Origin of the sequence: Streptomyces sp. NPDC048192 (genome assembly GCF_043202415.1) — a bacterium.
In the GTDB taxonomy this organism is placed as follows: domain Bacteria; phylum Actinomycetota; class Actinomycetes; order Streptomycetales; family Streptomycetaceae; genus Streptomyces.
In genome coordinates this window covers 34,227-51,439 of sequence record NZ_JBIDAL010000009.1, presented here as the reverse complement: position 1 = coordinate 51,439, position 17,213 = coordinate 34,227, and the positions used below count along the sequence as shown (strand labels likewise).

Below are 17,213 nucleotides of genomic sequence, written 5' to 3'. Positions count from 1 at the left end.
GCGCCCATGAGCAGAGCCCAACAGCCGTCCCGCAGAAGCGTCCTCACCGCCGCCGTCGCCGCGGCGGTGGCCGGCGGCACGGCCCCCGCTGCCGCCGCCGCGCGGCGACCCGCCGCCGGTACGGGCGGCGCGCCGGCCCGCCCGATCGATTACCACGCCTGGACCACCTACCGCGAGTGGCGTCTCGGCACCGCCCAGGGCGTCCGGGCCGTCGCCGGCGCCCGCCCCGGCGTCATGATCGGCGCCCCCGCCGGCCGCACCGACTACACCGACCCGCACACCGGCACCACCGCCACCTGGGAGTACGCCGTCTGGACGTCTCCGGTGCACCGGCTCACCGTGCCCGCCACCGAGGCCGTCTCCTCCTGGAACGCGCACACCCCCGACGGCACCTGGCTCCAGGTGGAGCTGCAGGGCTCCTACTCCGACGGCACCGACACCCCCTGGTACGTGATGGGCCGCTGGGCGGCCGGCGACCAGGACATCAAGCGGACCTCGGTGGACGGCCAGAGCGACGGCAAGAGCAGCATCTGGACCGACACCTTCGCCATCGACGACGCGAGCACCGGCCTGCGCCTGACGTCGTACCGGCTGCGCCTGACCCTCTACCGCAGGCCCGGCACCCGTCTGACCCCCACCGTGTGGCGGCTCGGCGCCATGGGCTCCGACATCCCCGACCGCTTCACCGTGCCCGCCTCCACCCCGGGCCTCGCGCAGGAACTGGCCGTCCCGCGCTACTCGCAGGAGATCCACAAGGGCCAGTACCCGCAGTACGACGGCGGCGGCGAGGCCTGGTGCAGCCCCACCTCCTCGCAGATGATCATCGAGTACTGGGGCGGCCGGCTCACCCCCGAGCAGCTGTCCTGGGTCGACCCGGCGTACGCCGACCCCCAGGTGGACAACGCTGCCCGCTTCACCTACGACTACCAGTACGAGGGCTGCGGAAACTGGCCGTTCAACGCCGCCTACGCGGCCACGTTCGAGGGCCTGCAGGGCGTGGTCACCCGGCTCGCCTCGCTCACCGACCTGGAGACGCTGATCGCCGCCGGCATCCCGGCCATAACGTCCCAGTCGTTCCTCAAGACCGAGCTGACCGGCGCGGGTTACGGCACCTCGGGCCACTTGATGACGGTGATCGGCTTCACCGCGGACGGCGACGTGATCGCCAACGACCCCGCCTCGCCGAGCGACGACGCGGTCCGACGGGTGTATCTGCGCCGGGAGTTCGAGAACATCTGGCTGCGCACCAAGCGGTACAACGCCTCCGGCAACGTCGCCTCGGGCACCGGCGGAGTCTGCTACCTGTACTTCCCGGCCCATCCGACCCCGCTCCAGCGCAAGGCGCTCGCCGCGGTGGGCGTGCGCTGACCGTGTGAGCAAGCTCATCGCCGCGAACGCCGTCGCGGGTGGCAAGGTGGCCACATGGACACGACCGCACTCCCGGCCACCGTCACCCGCGCCCGCACCGGCGGCCCCCAGGACGACGGCCCGCGGATCCTCGAGCACGTCATGGGCTGGATCCTCGTGGCGGTCGTCGCGATGCTCGTGACCCGGCTCGGCCTGCTCTGACACGACCCGCTCACGTGTGCGGCATGTTCTGACATACTGCTCGGGTCCCGCCCACCGCCTGGAACAGGGCCGACCTTGAATACGCCGCACCAGCGTGCCGCCGTGTGTCCCCGGACCCGAGGCACCGAGCGCTCGGCAGCGCGCCGCGCCGAACTCATCGCCATCGGGCGGAAGCTGTTCGCCGACACGTCCTACGACGCGCTGTCCATGGACGACATCGCCCGCCAGGCCCATGTCGCCAAGGGGCTGATCTACTACTACTTCCAGTCCAAGCGCGGCTACTACCTGGCCATCGTCCGGGACTCCGTCGCCGACCTGGTCGCCTTCGCGGCGAGCGGGCTGGAACTGCCCGCCGTGGACCGTGTCCACCGCACCATCGACGGCTATCTGCGCTACGCCGAGAACCATCAGGCGGCCTACCGCACCATCGTCAGCGGCGGCGTCGGCTTCGACGCGGAGGTGCACGCCATCCGGGACGGGGTGCGCGAGGCGATCATCGCCACCATCGCCGAGGGCGCCTACGGCCGCGGCGACATCTCGCCGCTGGCCCGGATGAGCCTGCTGTCCTGGGTGTGCGGCGTGGAGGGCGCGACCCTGGACTGGATCGACCGCCCCCGGCTGTCCCGCACCGCCATGCGCGAACTGCTGGTGAAGACGCTCGGCGGAGCCCTGCGCGCCGTCGAGGAACTGGACCCCGCCTACCGCGCACCCGAGCCGGCCCGCCGCGACGCCTGAGGCCCCGGGGACGCAGGCGCGCAGCGGGCGCCACGGCCCCTTCCACGTCCCGTTCCGGCGCCGTACGGAGCCCTCGGCTGGATTATTGAAGTAAGCGGTCGTTAACTGGTGACGTGAAGTCGCTGATCGGGCATACTCACTGCGCAGCCGCTGGTCAGCCGCTTCCGCGACCCGGAAGAGGGCGCCTTCGGCCATCCGGAACGACCAGGCGGAGCCGCCCCCACCCGACGGGCCACACCGCCGGTGCCCGAAAGAGGGAGGAGACCGTCGCCATGTCCGAGCGCGACCCGCAGCCGGTGGAACGTCAGCTGCCGACGGAGGAGGCGCGGGATCTGCTCGCCCTCGTCCGGGACATCGCCCAGCGTGAGATCCGGCCGAGGGCCGCCGAGGAGGAGGACGCGGGACGCTTCCCGCGCGAGGTCTTCACCCTGCTGTCCGAGGCGGGCCTGCTCGGCCTGCCGTACGACTCCGAGTACGGCGGCGGCGACCAGCCGTACGAGGTCTACCTCCAGGTGCTGGAGGAGCTGGCGATGGCCCGGCTCACCGTGGGTCTCGGCGTCAGCGTGCACACGCTCGCGTCCTACGCGCTCGCCACCTACGGCACCAAGCAGCAGCAGGTCGAGTATCTGCCCGCCATGCTCGGCGGCGGTCTGCTCGGCGCCTACTGCCTCTCCGAGCCGTCCTCCGGCTCCGACGCGGCCTCGCTCCGCACGAAGGCCGTGCGCGACGACGGGGGAGACTGGGTGATCAACGGCACCAAGGCCTGGATCACGCACGGCGGCATCGCCGACTTCTACACCGTGATGGCCCGCACCGGCGAGGAGGGCCCGCGCGGGATCACCGCCTTCCTGGTCCCGGGGGACGCGCCCGGGGTGAGCGGCGCGGCGCCGGAGAAGAAGATGGGCCTGAAGGGCTCGCCCACCGCGCAGGTGCACTTCGACGCCGTCCGGGTCGGCGACGACCGCCGGATCGGCGAGGAGGGCCAGGGCTTCTTCATCGCCCTGTCCGCGCTCGACTCCGGCCGGCTCGGCATCGCCGCCTGCGCGATCGGGCTCGCCCAGGCCGCCCTGGACGAGGCGGTCGCCTACGCCACCCAGCGCCGGCAGTTCGGCCACCCCATCGCCGACTTCCAGGGTCTGCGCTTCATGCTCGCCGACATGGCCACCCAGATCGAGGCGGGCCGCGCCCTGTACCTCGCGGCGGCCCGGCTGCGCGACGCCGGCAAGCCGTTCGCCAAGCAGGCCGCCATGGCCAAGCTGCACTGCACCGACACGGCCATGAAGGTCACCACGGACGCCGTGCAGATACTCGGCGGCTACGGCTACACCGCGGACTTCCCGGCCGAGCGCTACATGCGCGAGGCCAAGGTGCTGCAGATCGTCGAGGGCACCAACCAGATCCAGCGGATGGTCATCGCCCGTCACGTGGCGGGACCCGAAGGTCGCTGAACTGCCCCTCGAGGACCGTCGGGGCCGCCAGCCTGATCCACTCCGGGTCGTGGCGGCCCGGCAGCGTCCGGCCCCGGTCGGCCCACGTCCGCATGAGATCACGGTAGATGGGCGGGTCCTGCGGCACGGGCGGCGGAACCGATTCTGCCGGGCGCGGGACGAAGATGCGGCGCTGACGCCCGGTGACCGAGTGCATGGGGGTCATGCCTGGCCAACGCCCGAGCCCCCGGACAGGTCACCGTCCGGCGGAATCGAGCGTCAGTTCAGCGGCGCCCACCCCCGGCTCCGGCCGCCCGGGGGCCGTCCGGCATGACGCCGGCCGGCCGTTCCCCGGCAGGGCTCCTCGCGTGGCCGGCGCACTGCGTGCGGTCGTGCGGTACGGGGCCCTACGGGGCCTTGTCCCGGCGGACCGGACACGCCTGCCCCCGACCACGACGGCCTGCGCGCCATGGTGCGGGGCAGGCCGGCTCGGGCGGTGCGGCGGCTCAGGCGGCCTGGCGGCGCATCGCCGGCACGCGCATCGGGCGTGTGCCCGGGCCGCCGACGTGCGAGAAGGGCTGCGTCCGCCAGTTCAGGCCCTGGGGGAGCGTCAGCAGCAGGGCGGTGTCCTGCTCCTGCGGCTCGGCGGACTCGTCCGCGGGGCGGGCGTCGGCCGCGGCCCGGCCCGTGCCGGCGCAGACCGTCAGTCCGAACGGGTTCCACGGCGAGGCGCACAGCGCGTGCTCCGGCAGGACCTGCTCGTCCGCCAGCAGCGCGATCGGCTGGGCGCAGTCCGGGCAGATCACCCGGTACATCTCGAAGGTGTCGTAGGCGTCCGGTTCGTCGTCGTAGGCGTCGGGTTCGACGCCCTCCGGCTCGGGCTCGACGACCGGCTGCTGCCGCTTGGACGCGGATCGACCAGGGCGATGGACACTCTGCATGGGATTCTCCCCCTAAGGCTGGGCCGTCAACGGCGCTGCGGCCTCGACCACAGCAAGCACTTCCCGTCCGCCCTCGGCGGTAATCACGGGAACATCTCGGAGGCCGCCCGCGCCGTGTGGCGTTCGTCACATGCCGCGTGCAGGTGCGCACTGTGGGCGGTTCGCGCCGGTTTTTGTATCGAAGCGGCCATGACCTGCGCCTCTCGGCTATCCCCGGAGATCAGGCGCACTGTAGGTTTTGGCGCCATGGAGGAGCTCGACCGACAGATCGTGCAGCTGCTCGTCAAGGACGGGCGGATGAGCTACACAGACCTGGGCAAGGCCACCGGCCTGTCCACGTCGGCCGTGCACCAGCGGGTGCGCCGGCTGGAACAGCGCGGCGTCATCCGCGGCTACGCCGCGGTGGTCGACCCCGAGGCCGTCGGGCTGCCGCTCACCGCGTTCATCTCGGTGAAACCGTTCGACCCCAGCGCCCCCGACGACATCGCGGACCGCCTCGCGGGCGTCCCCGAGATCGAGGCCTGCCACAGCGTCGCGGGCGACGAGAACTACATCCTCAAGGTGCGGGTGGCCACCCCGCACGAACTGGAGGAACTGCTGGCGCGGCTGCGCGGCCTGGCCGGGGTGTCCACCCGCACGACGGTGGTCCTGTCCACGCCGTACGAGGCCCGGCCGCCCCGGATCTGAGCACCGCACGGCGTGCCGTGCAGGTGCCCCGGGTGCGGCGGGCGCCGGCCGGCGCGGGAAACTGTCGCCATGAGTGACAGCACCGCCGAGCCCCCCAAGACCGTCCTGCTGCGCCGCGGCGAGGTGCACAGCCCCGCGGACCCCTTCGCCACGGCGATGGTGGTGGAACACGGCCATGTCGCCTGGGTCGGCTCCGAGGGCGCCGCCGACGCCTTCGCCGACGGTGTGGACGAGGTGATCGACCTCGACGGCGCCCTCGTCACCCCCGCCTTCACCGACGCCCATGTGCACACCACCGCCACCGGTCTCGCCCTGACCGGCCTGGACCTGTCCGGCGCCCCCTCCCTGGAGGCGGCCCTCGCCCTGGTGCGCGACTTCGCCGCCGCCCGCCCGGACGACCGCGTCCTGCTGGGCCACGGCTGGGACGCCGCCCGCTGGCCCGGCGGCCGCCCGCCGGCCCGCGCCGAACTCGACGAGGCCACCGGCGGTAGGCCGCTGTACCTCTCCCGCATCGACGTGCACTCGGCGGTCGTCACCACGGCGCTGCTCGACCTGGTGCCCGGAATCGCGCCGGGGGACGGCCCGTTGACCGCCGACGCCCACCACGCCGTGCGCGCGGCCGCGCTCGCCGCCGTCACCCCCGCCCAGCGCGCCGAGGCCCAGCGTGCCGCCCTCGCCCACGCGGCCTCGCTCGGCATCGGCTCGGTGCACGAGTGCGGCGGACCGCAGATCTCCTCCGAGGACGACTTCACCGGCCTGCTGAAGCTCGCCGCCGAGACGCCCGCGCCCCGGGTCATCGGCTACTGGGCCGAGCAGAACGCCGACAAGGCACGGGAACTGGGCGCGGCGGGCGCCGCCGGCGACCTCTTCGCCGACGGCGCCCTCGGCTCGCACACCGCCTGTCTGCACGAGCCGTACGCCGACGCCGGCCACACCGGCACCGCCTACCTGGACGCGGACGCGGTCGCGGACCACGTCGTCGCCTGCACCGAGGCGGGACTGCAGGCCGGGTTCCACGCCATCGGCGACGCGGCCGTGGCCGCCGTCGTGGCGGGCGTGCGCGCCGCCGCCGAGAAGCTCGGCCTCGCCCGGATCCGGGCCGCCCGCCACCGGGTCGAGCACGCCGAGATGCTCACCCCCGACACGATCGCCGGCTTCGCCGAGCTGGGCCTGATCGCCTCCGTGCAGCCCGCCTTCGACGCCCTGTGGGGCGGCGAGGACGGCATGTACGCCCGCCGCCTGGGCGCCGAACGAGCCCGCACCCTCAACCCCTTCGCGGCCCTGCTGCGCGCCGGGGTGCCGCTCGCCTTCGGCTCCGACAGCCCGGTCACCCCGCTCGACCCGTGGGGCACCGTCCGCGCCGCCGCGTTCCACCGCACGCCCGGGCACCGGGTCTCCGTCCGCGCCGCGTTCACCGCCCACACGCGCGGCGGCTGGCGGGCCGTGGGCCGGGACGACGCGGGCGTGCTGGTGCCGGGCGCGCCCGCCGACTACGCGGTCTGGCGCACCGACGAACTGGTCGTCCAGGCCCCCGACGACCGGGTGGCCCGCTGGTCGACGGACCCGCGCTCCGGCACGCCCGGCCTGCCCGATCTCACCCCGGGCCACGACCTGCCGGTCTGTCTGCGCACGGTCGTCGGCGGGCGGACGGTCTTCGTACGGCCGGGCGAGTGATCTACGGGGGTGGCGCGGCGGCGAGCGGCCGCCGCCGCTCCGCCGCCCCACCTGCGCATCCTCCCCGGCAAGCCCGCCCTTCCCCGCGTCGTGCCAGGTCAGACGGCTGTTGACAGTCGGCGGCCAGGGGCCGGTAGGTTCGTCCGAGTCCACCACCGGACGCCCGACCGGGGAGCGTTCGCGCAACTCGGCGCAGCGCCGCTGGGTCAGGGACGGTGTGCCGCACCGGGGCACCGCCACTGGGAGCCAGGCTCAGCGCCCGCGCCGCCGAGGGGACGCTTCGGCCGGTCGGCAAGGTGTGACCCGGGTGGGGCCCGTGCGCTCAGTAGACAACGGCTTTCGGTCGATCCGCAGCCAGCGGGTCCCAGGTCGGCCCGAAGGGCGCCGGGCCCCCATCCGCAGGGGGCCGCGAGGGTACCGAAAAGCGCATTCTTACCCCACTCTTGTGGAATCGACACCCCCATACGAACGACGTGTGCCGTCTTCCCCTACGGCGGCCACTATGGTGGACCCCTGCGTACGACCAGAAGGGGCAGCAGTGAACGACGGCGACGGGACCCGCGCGGCGAAGGCCCAGGGGAGGCAGTTCGGTCCGCTCGGCACGGCCTTGGTGATCATTCCGACCTACAACGAGGCGGAGAACATCAAGACCATCGTCGGCCGGGTACGCAAGGCCGTCCCAGAGGCGCACGTACTGATCGCGGACGACAACAGCCCCGACGGCACCGGCAAGCTCGCCGACGAACTGGCCGCCGAGGACGCCCATGTCCAGGTGATGCACCGCAAGGGCAAGGAGGGCCTCGGCGCCGCCTACCTGGCGGGCTTCCGCTGGGGCCTGGAGCGCGACTACGGCGTGCTGGTCGAGATGGACGCCGACGGCTCCCACCAGCCCGAGGAGCTGCCCCGGCTGCTCACCGCCCTGAAGAGCGCCGACCTGGTGCTCGGTTCCCGCTGGGTGCCCGGCGGCCGCGTGGTGAACTGGCCCAAGTCCCGCGAGTTCATCTCCCGGGGCGGCAGCCTGTACTCCCGGCTCGCCCTCGACCTCCCGCTGCGCGACATCACCGGCGGATACCGCGCCTTCCGCCGCGAGACCCTCGAGGGTCTCGGCCTGGACCAGGTCGCCTCGCAGGGCTACTGCTTCCAGGTCGACCTCGCCCGCCGCGCGGTCAAGGCCGGCTACCACGTCGTCGAGGTCCCGATCACCTTCGTCGAGCGCGAGCTGGGCGACTCCAAGATGAGCAAGGACATCCTCATCGAGGCGCTGTGGCGGGTGACCGCCTGGGGCGCGGGGGACCGGTTCGCCCGCCTCACCGGCAGGAACAAGAGCGCCGCGTAACCCGCGCCGGAGCGGCCGGTCAGCCTCTTATCCCGTGCTGAGCCGCCGCCAGGCACACTGGGGGCATGACGACTGGCGCTCCCACCTCTCCGTACACCGCCCGGCCCCGGCGTTCCCGGCTGCGCAGGTATCTGCCGCTGGGGGTCGCCGCCTGGCTGGTGCTGGAGATCTGGCTGCTGACCCTGGTCGCGGGCGCGGCCGGCGGGCTCGCCGTGTTCCTGCTGCTCGTCGCGGGCCTCGTGGCGGGCTCCGCGGTCATCAAGCGGGCGGGCCGGCGCGCCTTCCAGAGCCTGAACGAGGCGCTGCGGCGCGGCGGTTCGCCCGAGGGCGGCGGCAACGGCCTGATGATGCTCGGCGGACTGCTGCTGATGATCCCCGGTGTCCTGTCGGACGCCGCGGGTCTGCTCCTGCTGCTGCCGCCGGTGCAGCGCGCCGTGCGCCGGTACACGGAGAACGCACTGGACAAGCGGCTGCGCACCGCCGCCCCGGGCAGCCTCGGCGACGCCTTCCAGCAGGTCCGCATCCACCGCCCCGACGGCAAGGTGGTGCCGGGCGAGGTCGTCCGCGAGGACCGGCCGGGGCCGGGGGAGCAGCAGTGGCCGCCGCTGACGCGGTGAGCAGGGTCCGGACCGACGAAGACCGCGGGCGCCGTACGTGAATCCGTACGGCGCCCGCGGTCTTCGGAATGCGCTGTGTCCCGGCCCAGCCCCCGCGGGGACTACGCCGACTTCCGGCTGTCCCGGGGGTGAACCGCGATGTTCATCGCCCCCGAGCGCAGAACCGCCAGGCGCTCCTCGAGGACCTCTTCGAGCTCCTCACGGGTGCGCCGCTCCATCAGCATGTCCCAGTGGGTACGCGCGGGCTTGGCCTTCTTCTCCTCAGGGCCGTCGCCGTCGACGAGGAGTGCCTGGGCTCCGCAGACCTTGCACTCCCACTCCGGCGGGATCTCCGCCTCGACCGAGAAGGGCATCTCGAAGCGGTGCCCCTTCTCGCATGCGTACTCCACGGCCTGGCGCGGAGCCAGGTCGATACCGCGGTCCGTCTCGTAGCTGGTCACCACGAGGCGCGTACCGCGAAGAGCTCGCTCACTCATGAATCGTGCCTCCCGGGCTTGTCGCCCACAGGACAGGTGTCGCTGTCGTCGTCATCCGGTCAACGTCCGGTCGGCGGTAAAGATTCCCGTTCCGTGTCCCGTTCCGGGTCATGCGTCGCCGTCGTAGCCGCCCCTTGTTCTACCCACCGGCGCCCGGTTTGTCACATCTGCTAGCAGATGTCACCCAGCGTTTCGGCATCTTTGACGCGCAGTAACGGTACGCCTGGCAGGCCAAAGGCGTACACTACCGCCCTTTCGTGTTGAACGCTAAATCGGCGCTAAATCTTCTCCGGAACCGGATTCCCCGCGGCGCCGATCGCACGCCGCACCGGGACCCGGGCCAGCAGCACGAAACCGATGACGAAGAACGCCACCAGCGAGATGATCGCGGACCGATAACTCCCGGTCAGCTGGTAGGTCACGCCGAACAGCAGCGGTCCCAGCCAGCTCATCCCGCGGTCGCTCAGCTCGTACGCGGAGAAGTACTCCGCCTCCTTGCCGGGCGGCACGAGATGGGAGAACAGTGACCGGGACAGCGCCTGGCTGCCGCCCAGGACCAGCCCGATCCCGGCGGCCAGGACGAAGAAGAACACCGGGGCCTTCGGGGGCAGGAAGTAGCCGGCGGCCAGGGTGGCCGTCCACGCCACCAGCGAGCCGAGGATCGTGCGCTGCGCGCCGTACGTCCTCGCGAGCCGTCCCATCGCCAGCGCTCCGGCCACCGCCAGCACCTGCACCAGCAGCACGGCCGTGATCAGCGTCGACTGGCCGAGCCCCAGTTCCTGCGAGCCGTAGACGGAGGCCTGGGTGATCACCGTCTGGATGCCGTCGTTGTAGACGAGGTACGCCAGCAGGAAGGACAGCGTCAGCGGATGCCGGCGCATGTCCCGGACCGTCGCCGCCAGCTGCCGCAGGCCGGGCGCGGCCGAGCGCTCCACGCGCGCGTGCCGGTCGCGCAGCCTGCGCAGCGGTACGACCGTGAAGGCGCCCCACCACAGGCCCGCCGAGGCCAGGCAGACCCGGACCGCGGCCGTCTCGGTCAGGCCGAAGGAGCCGTGCGCCGAGTACAGGACCAGGTTGGCGACCAGGACCGTGGAGCCCGCGGCGTAGCCGAAGGCCCAGCCCCGTGAGGAGACCGCGTCGCGCTCCTCGGGCGGCGCGATCTGCGGCAGATAGGAGTTGTAGAGCATCATCCCGACGGACTGCGCCGCGTTCGCCACCACCAGCAGCAGCCCGCCGAGCAGATACCGGTCGCCGTCCAGGAAGAACATGCCCGTGGTCGCGGCAGCACCGGTGTACGCCGCCGCCGCGAGCAGAGGCTTCTTGCGGCCCGTGCGGTCGGCCAGGCTGCCCACGAGCGGCATCACCAGGACCGCGAGGATCACCGACAGCGACACCGAGTAGGCGAAGAAGGAGCCCGCCCGCACCGGGACGCCCAGGGGATGCACATAGCCGTCGGCGTCCGCGGCCCGCTCGGCGACCGCCGTGAGGTACGGCCCGAGGAACACCGTCACCACGCTCGTCGAATAGACCGAGCAGGCCCAGTCGTAGAAGTACCAGCCGCGCTGCTCGCGCCGGAGGCCCGCGGTTCCGGCCGCCGCCTCCGCGCGCACGGTGTCCGTGCCCACCCCTGCCCTCGCTTCCCCGCTCACCCGCTCAGGCGCGAAGGCTCGGGCCGGGCGCCGGCCGGTCAGACCCAGACGCCCCGCTCCTCCATGACCTTGCGCAACGTGTCGATGTGATCGGTCATGATGCCATCGACGCCCAGCTCCAGGAGCCGGTGCATCCGCTGGGGTTCGTTGACCGTCCACACGTGCACGTGCAGCCCGCGCGCGTGGGCGGCGCGGACGAAGCGGTGGTCGACCACCGGGACGCCCGACTGGGCCTCGGGCACCTGCGCGGCGACGGCGGACCGGCGCACGGCGGCCGGCAGCCCCCAGGAGCGCAGCCGCAGGTTCAGCACCCCGCGCGTGCCGAACGAGGTGGCCAGCCGCGGCCCGGCCAGCCGCTGGGCCCGCAGCACGCGCGCCTCGGAGAACGAGCCGACGCAGACCCGGTCCCAGGCGCCCATGCGCTCGATCAGGTCGAGGGTGGGGCGCAGGGCGGGCTCCGCCTTGACGTCGACGTTCCACCGCACCTCGGGGAAGGTCTCCAGCAACTCCTCGAACAGCGGCACCGGTTCACGGCCGGCCACGCGCGCCTGCCGCACCTCCTCCCACGGCAGGTCCGCGATCCGGCCCGCGCCGTCGGTGACGCGGTCCAGCGTCGCGTCGTGGAAGGCGACGAGCCGGCCGTCGGCCGTGGCGTGCACGTCGGTCTCCATGTAGCGGTAGCCCGTCTCCGCCGCGCGCCGGAACTGCGCGACGGTGTTCTCCAGCCCGTCGGCCGCCCCGCCCCGGTGGGCGAAGGCGATCGGTCCGGGATGGTCGAGATAGGGGTGGCGCAGGTGCGGGCTGGTGAGGGTCACGAACGCAGTATCGCCCCTTGCGGTGTCGTACCGGCAACGACCGTACTGCGACCCGGTGCCGGAGGGACGGCGAACACCCGCAGGAACAGCTGCGCCAGCGGGCCGATGGACACCGCGTACAGCACGGTGCCGACACCGACGGTCCCGCCCAGCAGGAACCCGGTGATCACCACCGCCACCTCGATGCCCGTCCGCAGCAGGCGGATCGAGCGGCCGGTGCGCCGGTGCAGTCCCGTCATCAGGCCGTCGCGCGGGCCCGGACCGAAGCTCGCCGCGATGTACAGGCCGGTCGCCGCGCCGTTCAGCACGATCCCCGCGAGCAGCAGGGGGACGCGCACGGTCAGCGTGTGCGGGTCGGGGACGAGCGCGAGCGTGCCGTCCATGGCGAGCCCGACGACGAAGACGTTCGAGACCGTGCCGAGCCCGGGGCGCTGGCGCAGCGGGATCCACAGCAGCAGCACCGCGGCCCCCACGACGATCGAGACGACGCCGATGGTCAGCCCGGTGAGTTCGGCGAGGCCCTGGTGCAGCACGTTCCAGGGCTCGAGGCCCAGGCCCGCCTCGACGAGCAGGGCGGAACTCGCGCCGTACAGCGCGAGCCCGGTGTACAGCTGGATCAACCGTCGTCCGAGACGGCGTGGAACGGACACGACGTACCCCCCTGGGTGGTGGCGGTGGCCTGGTGCATGCCACTCTGTGGCTTGCAAGCAATCGCCATCCATGGCCAATCCGGGGAAGGTGGACTGATCGTCATGGCGCAGTGGACCTCTGCGATGGGCGCCGCGCAGCTTGCCCGGCTGCTCAAGTCCCAGCAGGACCGCCCGGCCGGTCCCGGCACCCGCCGCCCCCCGGCCTACCGCGCCCTCGCCGACGGCATCCGGCTGCTGGTGCTCGAAGGGCGCGTGCCGGTGGCCGCCCGGCTGCCCGCCGAACGCGAACTGGCCCTCGCCCTGTCCGTGAGCCGCACCACCGTCGCCGCCGCGTACGAGGCACTGCGCACCGAGGGCTTCCTGGAGTCCCGGCGCGGAGCCGGCAGCTGGACCGCCGTGCCGGCCGGCAACCCGCTGCCCGCCAGGGGACTCGAGCCCCTGCCGCCGGAGGCCCTCGGCTCGATGATCGACCTCGGCTGCGCCTCCCTCCCCGCCCCCGAGCCCTGGCTCACCCGCGCCGTGCAGGGCGCCCTGGAGGAACTGCCCCCGTACGCCCACACGCACGGCGACTACCCGGCCGGGCTGCCCGCGCTGCGCGCGATGATCGCCGAGCGGTACACGTCGTGCGGGATCCCCACGATGCCCGAGCAGATCATGGTGACGACCGGCGCGATGGGCGCCATCGACGCCATCTGCCACCTCTTCGCGGGGCGCGGCGAGCGGATCGCCGTGGAGTCCCCCTCCTACGCCAACATCCTGCAGCTGATGCGGGAGGCGGGCGCCCGTCTGGTGCCCGTCGCGATGGCCGAGGGCCTGTCCGGCTGGGACCTGGACCGCTGGCGCCAGGTCCTGCGCGAGGCCGCGCCCCGGCTCGCCTACGTCGTCGCCGACTTCCACAACCCCACCGGCGCGCTCGCCGACGAGGACCAGCGGCGGCGTCTGGTGGACGCGGCGCGCTCGGCCGGCACGGTGCTCGTCGCCGACGAGACGATGACCGAGCTGTGGCTGGACGAGCAGTTCGCGGACGGCGGAATGCCGCGCCGGGTCTGCGCCTTCGACCCGGCCGGCTCGACCGTCATCACGGTCGGCTCGGCCAGCAAGGCGTTCTGGGCGGGCATGCGGATCGGCTGGGTGCGGGCCGCCCCGGACGTCATCCGCAGCCTGGTCGCCGCGCGGGCGTACGCCGATCTCGGTACGCCCGTGCTGGAACAGCTCGCCGTCAACTGGCTGTTCAGCACGGGCGGCTGGGAGCAGGCGGTGGAGCTGCGCCGGGCCCAGGCCCGGGAGAACCGGGACGCGCTGGTGGCGGCGATCCGGCGCGAGCTGCCGGCGTGGGAGTTCACCGTGCCTCAGGGTGGTCTGACCCTGTGGGTCCGTGCCGGCGGCCTGTCCGGCTCCCGGCTCGCCGAGGCGGGGGAGCGGACCGGCGTCCGCGTCCCGTCCGGCCCCCGGTTCGGCGTGGACGGCGCCTTCGAAGGCTATCTCCGGCTGCCGTTCACCGTCGGTGGAGCGGTGGCGGAGGAGGCAGCGGTCCGACTGGCGGCGGCGGCCCGCCTGGTGGAGACGGGCGGCACGGGGGGCACGGAGGCGCCGCGCACGTTCGTGGCGTGAGGGGGCGGCGCTCGGGTGTTTCGGGGGCGCGGGTTCCGGGACCGCAGGAGGGAAGCGTCCTACGGCTGCGGTGGCACCTGCGGCTGCGGCGGATGGCTCGGGGCGCGGTGCGCCGGCCTGTGTCCCTCACACCGTTCCCGGCGCGTGCAGGTGGCGGTCGCTCGCGTTGCCCGCGCCTGCCGGCCGTGGTTGCTCGTGCCTTCCGGTGCCCGCCCCGTACGGGTGCGGCTCCCCTCGTAGCCACGTGCCCGTCGGGGGCGGTCCGGCTGGGCGCAGGTACCGCGTCGGTGAGGAGCGTTGCCCCGACAGCGCCGGAACCCTACGAAGGTTCCGCCGCCATGACCTCCGCGCTCACCGGCGCCACGTCGGCCTCCGGCTTCGTGAGATCCGCCGGCTGAGGCGCCTCCGCGGCGGTCCGCGGAGGCAGCAGCTCCAGCACCGCCTGCCGGTCGGCATCGCTGGTCGCGTCGTCGTACGGATCCGGCGTACGCGGCACCTGCAGCCGGTGCACCGGTCCCGACCCGAGCCGTGCGTACCCCCGCCCCGGCGGCACGTGGCCCAGCGGCGTGGTGGGCGGCGGAGCGTCCAGCGCCTCCTCGACCTGCCGGGCCGCCACGGGCCCGAGCACGACACGCGCGCGCGTGTGCTGCCGTACCGGCTCGCTCAGCGCCTCCTCGCCGTCGAACTGCTCGGCCACCACGACCGTCACGTTCGCCGCCCGGCCGTGCCGCAGCGGCACCCGCAGCAGTGACTGCGGGTCCTTGCGGCCGTCCGCCATGGCGAGATGGGCGAAGACGGACGGGCGGTCCAGCAGGATCCACAGGGGGCGGCGCGCGTCGGCGGGCGGCGGGTCGCCGGCCTGCCGGGCCAGGTTGATCGCGATGAGCCGGCGTTCGGTCTCCTGCGCGGCCCACTCCAGGCTGGCCAGCGCCCCGGGCAGCGCGCACTCCACGGCCAGCACGCCGTCCCGGCCGGTCAGGCACGCGTACTCGCCGGTGCCACCGCCGTCGACGATCAGGACGTCGCCGAACCGCAGCACCTGCAGGGCGATGGAGCGCAGCAGGGTCGAGGCCCCGCTGCCGGGGTGTCCCAGGGCAAGCAGGTGCGGCTCGGTGGAGCGGATGCCGGTGCGCCAGACGACCGGCGGCACGTCGATCCGTTCCTCTCCGTAGGAGAGGGGGAGCGTGCGGTGGACCTCGCTCGCGTCGGTGAAGCCGAGCACGATCTCGCCGGGCGCGGTCACGAAGTGCTGGGCCGGGATGTCGGCGGGCAGCGGGGGCAGGGCGGTGACGGTGAGCTGGTTGCCCTCCTCGTCCCACGCGAAACGGTACTCGCGGCCCCGGCCGGCCTTCGCGGTGAGCAGGTGCTCGATCCGGGCCCGGGCCTCGGGCTCGCCGTCCGGGAAGTACGCGGGGTAGCGGATCACGAGATGGCCGACGCGTCCGGCGTCGTCGAACTCGTGCGAGGTGAACGCCTTCTCCCAGGCGCCGCCGTGCGCGTACAGGGGCGCCGGGTCGGCGGGGCTGGAGAAGTAGGGCACCAGGGCGTCGTAGAGCGACTGGAGCCGCTCGGTCCGGGACTCGTCGGGCTCCTCCGCGGCCGGCGGGGTGCGGTCGCGGCCGTGCCAGCCTGCTGCCGCCATCACGGCGATGACGGCGAGCAGGGGCCCGTACGGCATGAGGAACACGGCCAGGACCACGCAGGCCACCAGGAACAGCAGCGGCCCTCGCTTGTCCTTGGGCGTGTCGGCCCATCTGCGCCGCCCGGCCGAGGCCAGCCGGCGCAGCCCGCGCGTCACCGTGATCAGCGGATGGAGGACGTCGGTGGCGCCGTCGGCCGCCGTCCGGGCCAGCTCCCGGCTCCTGGCGAGCTGCGTCCGGGCGATCTGGGCGCTGTCCTTGCTCAGAATGCGGGGGAGAGGGCGCCGGGCCACTGCTGTCTCCTGTTGCCTGGTGGGTGCGGGTGGGCGGTGGGCGGACTCAGAACTTGATTCCGCCGAGGAGGCTCGCGAGGCTGTCCCCGCCTGCCTTGATGCTCGGGGCGATGCCTGTGCTCGACAGGTAGAAGCCGAACAGCGCCGACACGCACGCGTGCGAGCCCTTGAGGCCGTCCTTGCGGAAGAACAGGAACACGATGGTGCCGAGCAGGACGACGCCTGACATGGAGAGGATCATTTGAGGCCTCCTGGTGGGGAGAGGGGACAGTCACCATGAGTTCTTCCAGGATCACAGAATGTATCCATACGATTAAAGGTGCAACTGGGTGAATTTCGGGCGATTTCCCCCGGCTGGCGGAGGGCTCCTGCTCGCCCCGGCCGTCCGGTCCGCCCCGACGGGGCCATCGGTGATCTTTACCTCGGGCGGATCGGGTCATGTGCCGCACGAGCCAGTACCCTGGCGATTCACCCGTACGGCCGCGCTCCGCTCGCTTGCCGTACGCTCCCCGAAGTCCCGAAGTCCCGAAGTCTGCACGAGAGGCGGTCCGCCGATGAGTGAAGCCCCCGACCCCGAGGTCGTGGAGCTGGCGACCAAGATCTTCGACCTGGCCCGGCGCGGCCAGACCGAGGCGCTCGTGGCATACGTCGACGCCGGCGTTCCGGCCGACCTCACCAACGACCGCGGCGACTCCCTGGTGATGCTCGCCGCATACCACGGCCACGCCGACGCGGTGCGCGCCCTGCTCGCCCGGGGCGCGGCGGCCGACCAGGTCAACGACCGGGGTCAGACGCCGCTCGCGGGCGCCGTCTTCAAGGGGGAGACGGACGTGATCAAGGCCCTCCTGGAGGGCGGCGCCGACCCCGCCGCGGGCACGCCGTCGGCCGTGGACACCGCCCGCATGTTCGGCAAGACGGAACTTCTGGAGCTGTTCGGCGCGCACTGAAGCGCCCATCCTGACCAGGCACGACACGGAAAACGGGGGAGGCGGTACAAGGCCGCCGGAAATACGGTCGCGGCAGCGCAAAGCGCCGGGTCATCATGACGACGTGATTCACGGACGCGATGGCTGGGCAGGTGATGCCGCACCGC

The 17,213-nt window shown here is 73.1% G+C and carries 17 protein-coding genes; 10 read left to right on the top strand and 7 right to left on the bottom strand.

The features are described from left to right. Nucleotides 1–6: 6 nt before the first annotated feature. From ACGFZN_RS20285 to ACGFZN_RS20270, 4 genes are all read left to right on the top strand, one after another. Nucleotides 7–1,368, top strand: coding sequence for a peptidase C39 family protein (locus tag ACGFZN_RS20285; protein WP_393859855.1), 1,362 nt, complete (start codon nucleotides 7–9; stop codon nucleotides 1,366–1,368). Nucleotides 1,369–1,422: 54 nt separating this feature from the next. Further along, nucleotides 1,423–1,569 carry an SCO1431 family membrane protein gene (locus tag ACGFZN_RS20280; RefSeq protein ID WP_393859854.1) on the top strand — a complete coding sequence of 49 codons (147 nt, stop codon included), beginning with the start codon at nucleotides 1,423–1,425 and terminating at the stop codon, nucleotides 1,567–1,569. A gap of 75 nt (nucleotides 1,570–1,644) precedes the next feature. After that, nucleotides 1,645–2,304 carry a TetR/AcrR family transcriptional regulator gene (locus tag ACGFZN_RS20275; RefSeq protein WP_393859853.1) on the top strand — a complete coding sequence of 220 codons (660 nt, stop codon included), beginning with the start codon at nucleotides 1,645–1,647 and terminating at the stop codon, nucleotides 2,302–2,304. Between the two features lie 272 nt (nucleotides 2,305–2,576). After that, the gene (locus tag ACGFZN_RS20270) at nucleotides 2,577–3,752 is read left to right on the top strand and encodes an acyl-CoA dehydrogenase (protein ID WP_393859852.1); all 1,176 of its coding nucleotides are present in this window, start codon (nucleotides 2,577–2,579) and stop codon (nucleotides 3,750–3,752) included. A 485-nt stretch (nucleotides 3,753–4,237) separates the two neighbouring features. Here the strand turns inward: ACGFZN_RS20270 and ACGFZN_RS20265 are convergent, their stop codons facing one another. Continuing rightward, complete coding sequence (locus ACGFZN_RS20265) at nucleotides 4,238–4,672, bottom strand: hypothetical protein (RefSeq protein WP_393859851.1); 435 nt, start codon at nucleotides 4,670–4,672, stop codon at nucleotides 4,238–4,240. Between the two features lie 246 nt (nucleotides 4,673–4,918). On the opposite strand from ACGFZN_RS20265, the gene ACGFZN_RS20260 reads away from it, so the two are divergent. From ACGFZN_RS20260 to fxsA, 4 genes are all read left to right on the top strand, one after another. Next, on the top strand, nucleotides 4,919–5,359 hold the full coding sequence (locus ACGFZN_RS20260; protein WP_043498889.1) for an Lrp/AsnC family transcriptional regulator: 441 nt from the start codon (nucleotides 4,919–4,921) through the stop codon (nucleotides 5,357–5,359). A gap of 69 nt (nucleotides 5,360–5,428) precedes the next feature. Further along, entirely contained in the window at nucleotides 5,429–7,033 is a 1,605-nt protein-coding gene (locus ACGFZN_RS20255) for an amidohydrolase (RefSeq protein ID WP_393859850.1), read from the top strand. 538 nt (nucleotides 7,034–7,571) lie between these two features. Next, the gene (locus ACGFZN_RS20250) at nucleotides 7,572–8,369 is read left to right on the top strand and encodes a polyprenol monophosphomannose synthase (protein WP_393859849.1); all 798 of its coding nucleotides are present in this window, start codon (nucleotides 7,572–7,574) and stop codon (nucleotides 8,367–8,369) included. A gap of 65 nt (nucleotides 8,370–8,434) precedes the next feature. Further along, nucleotides 8,435–8,986, top strand: a complete 552-nt coding sequence (gene fxsA / locus ACGFZN_RS20245) for an FxsA family membrane protein (RefSeq protein WP_393859848.1) — start codon at nucleotides 8,435–8,437, stop codon at nucleotides 8,984–8,986. A gap of 101 nt (nucleotides 8,987–9,087) precedes the next feature. On the opposite strand, the gene ACGFZN_RS20240 is transcribed toward fxsA, so the two are convergent. From ACGFZN_RS20240 to ACGFZN_RS20225, 4 genes are all read right to left on the bottom strand, one after another. Beyond that, on the bottom strand, nucleotides 9,088–9,462 hold the full coding sequence (locus tag ACGFZN_RS20240; RefSeq protein ID WP_003977404.1) for an RNA polymerase-binding protein RbpA: 375 nt from the start codon (nucleotides 9,460–9,462) through the stop codon (nucleotides 9,088–9,090). Nucleotides 9,463–9,740: 278 nt separating this feature from the next. Further along, complete coding sequence (locus tag ACGFZN_RS20235) at nucleotides 9,741–11,087, bottom strand: MFS transporter (RefSeq protein WP_393859847.1); 1,347 nt, start codon at nucleotides 11,085–11,087, stop codon at nucleotides 9,741–9,743. 62 nt (nucleotides 11,088–11,149) lie between these two features. Then, the gene (locus ACGFZN_RS20230; protein WP_393859846.1) at nucleotides 11,150–11,926 is read right to left on the bottom strand and encodes a glycerophosphodiester phosphodiesterase; all 777 of its coding nucleotides are present in this window, start codon (nucleotides 11,924–11,926) and stop codon (nucleotides 11,150–11,152) included. Next, the gene (locus ACGFZN_RS20225; protein ID WP_393859845.1) at nucleotides 11,923–12,576 is read right to left on the bottom strand and encodes a YitT family protein; all 654 of its coding nucleotides are present in this window, start codon (nucleotides 12,574–12,576) and stop codon (nucleotides 11,923–11,925) included. The genes ACGFZN_RS20230 and ACGFZN_RS20225 overlap by 4 nt, the downstream gene beginning before the upstream one ends. A 102-nt stretch (nucleotides 12,577–12,678) precedes the next feature. On the opposite strand from ACGFZN_RS20225, the gene ACGFZN_RS20220 reads away from it, so the two are divergent. Beyond that, nucleotides 12,679–14,187 carry a PLP-dependent aminotransferase family protein gene (locus ACGFZN_RS20220; protein ID WP_393859844.1) on the top strand — a complete coding sequence of 503 codons (1,509 nt, stop codon included), beginning with the start codon at nucleotides 12,679–12,681 and terminating at the stop codon, nucleotides 14,185–14,187. Between the two features lie 319 nt (nucleotides 14,188–14,506). On the opposite strand, the gene ACGFZN_RS20215 is transcribed toward ACGFZN_RS20220, so the two are convergent. Together ACGFZN_RS20215 and ACGFZN_RS20210 are read right to left on the bottom strand one after the other, a co-directional pair. Then, entirely contained in the window at nucleotides 14,507–16,120 is a 1,614-nt protein-coding gene (locus tag ACGFZN_RS20215; RefSeq protein ID WP_393859843.1) for a hypothetical protein, read from the bottom strand. A gap of 46 nt (nucleotides 16,121–16,166) precedes the next feature. Continuing rightward, nucleotides 16,167–16,361: a hypothetical protein gene (locus ACGFZN_RS20210; RefSeq protein ID WP_330341238.1), complete on the bottom strand. Its 195-nt coding sequence runs from the start codon at nucleotides 16,359–16,361 to the stop codon at nucleotides 16,167–16,169. A 313-nt stretch (nucleotides 16,362–16,674) separates the two neighbouring features. Between ACGFZN_RS20210 and ACGFZN_RS20205 the strand changes: the two genes are divergently transcribed. After that, on the top strand, nucleotides 16,675–17,067 hold the full coding sequence (locus tag ACGFZN_RS20205) for an ankyrin repeat domain-containing protein (protein ID WP_330341239.1): 393 nt from the start codon (nucleotides 16,675–16,677) through the stop codon (nucleotides 17,065–17,067). Nucleotides 17,068–17,213: the final 146 nt, after the last annotated feature.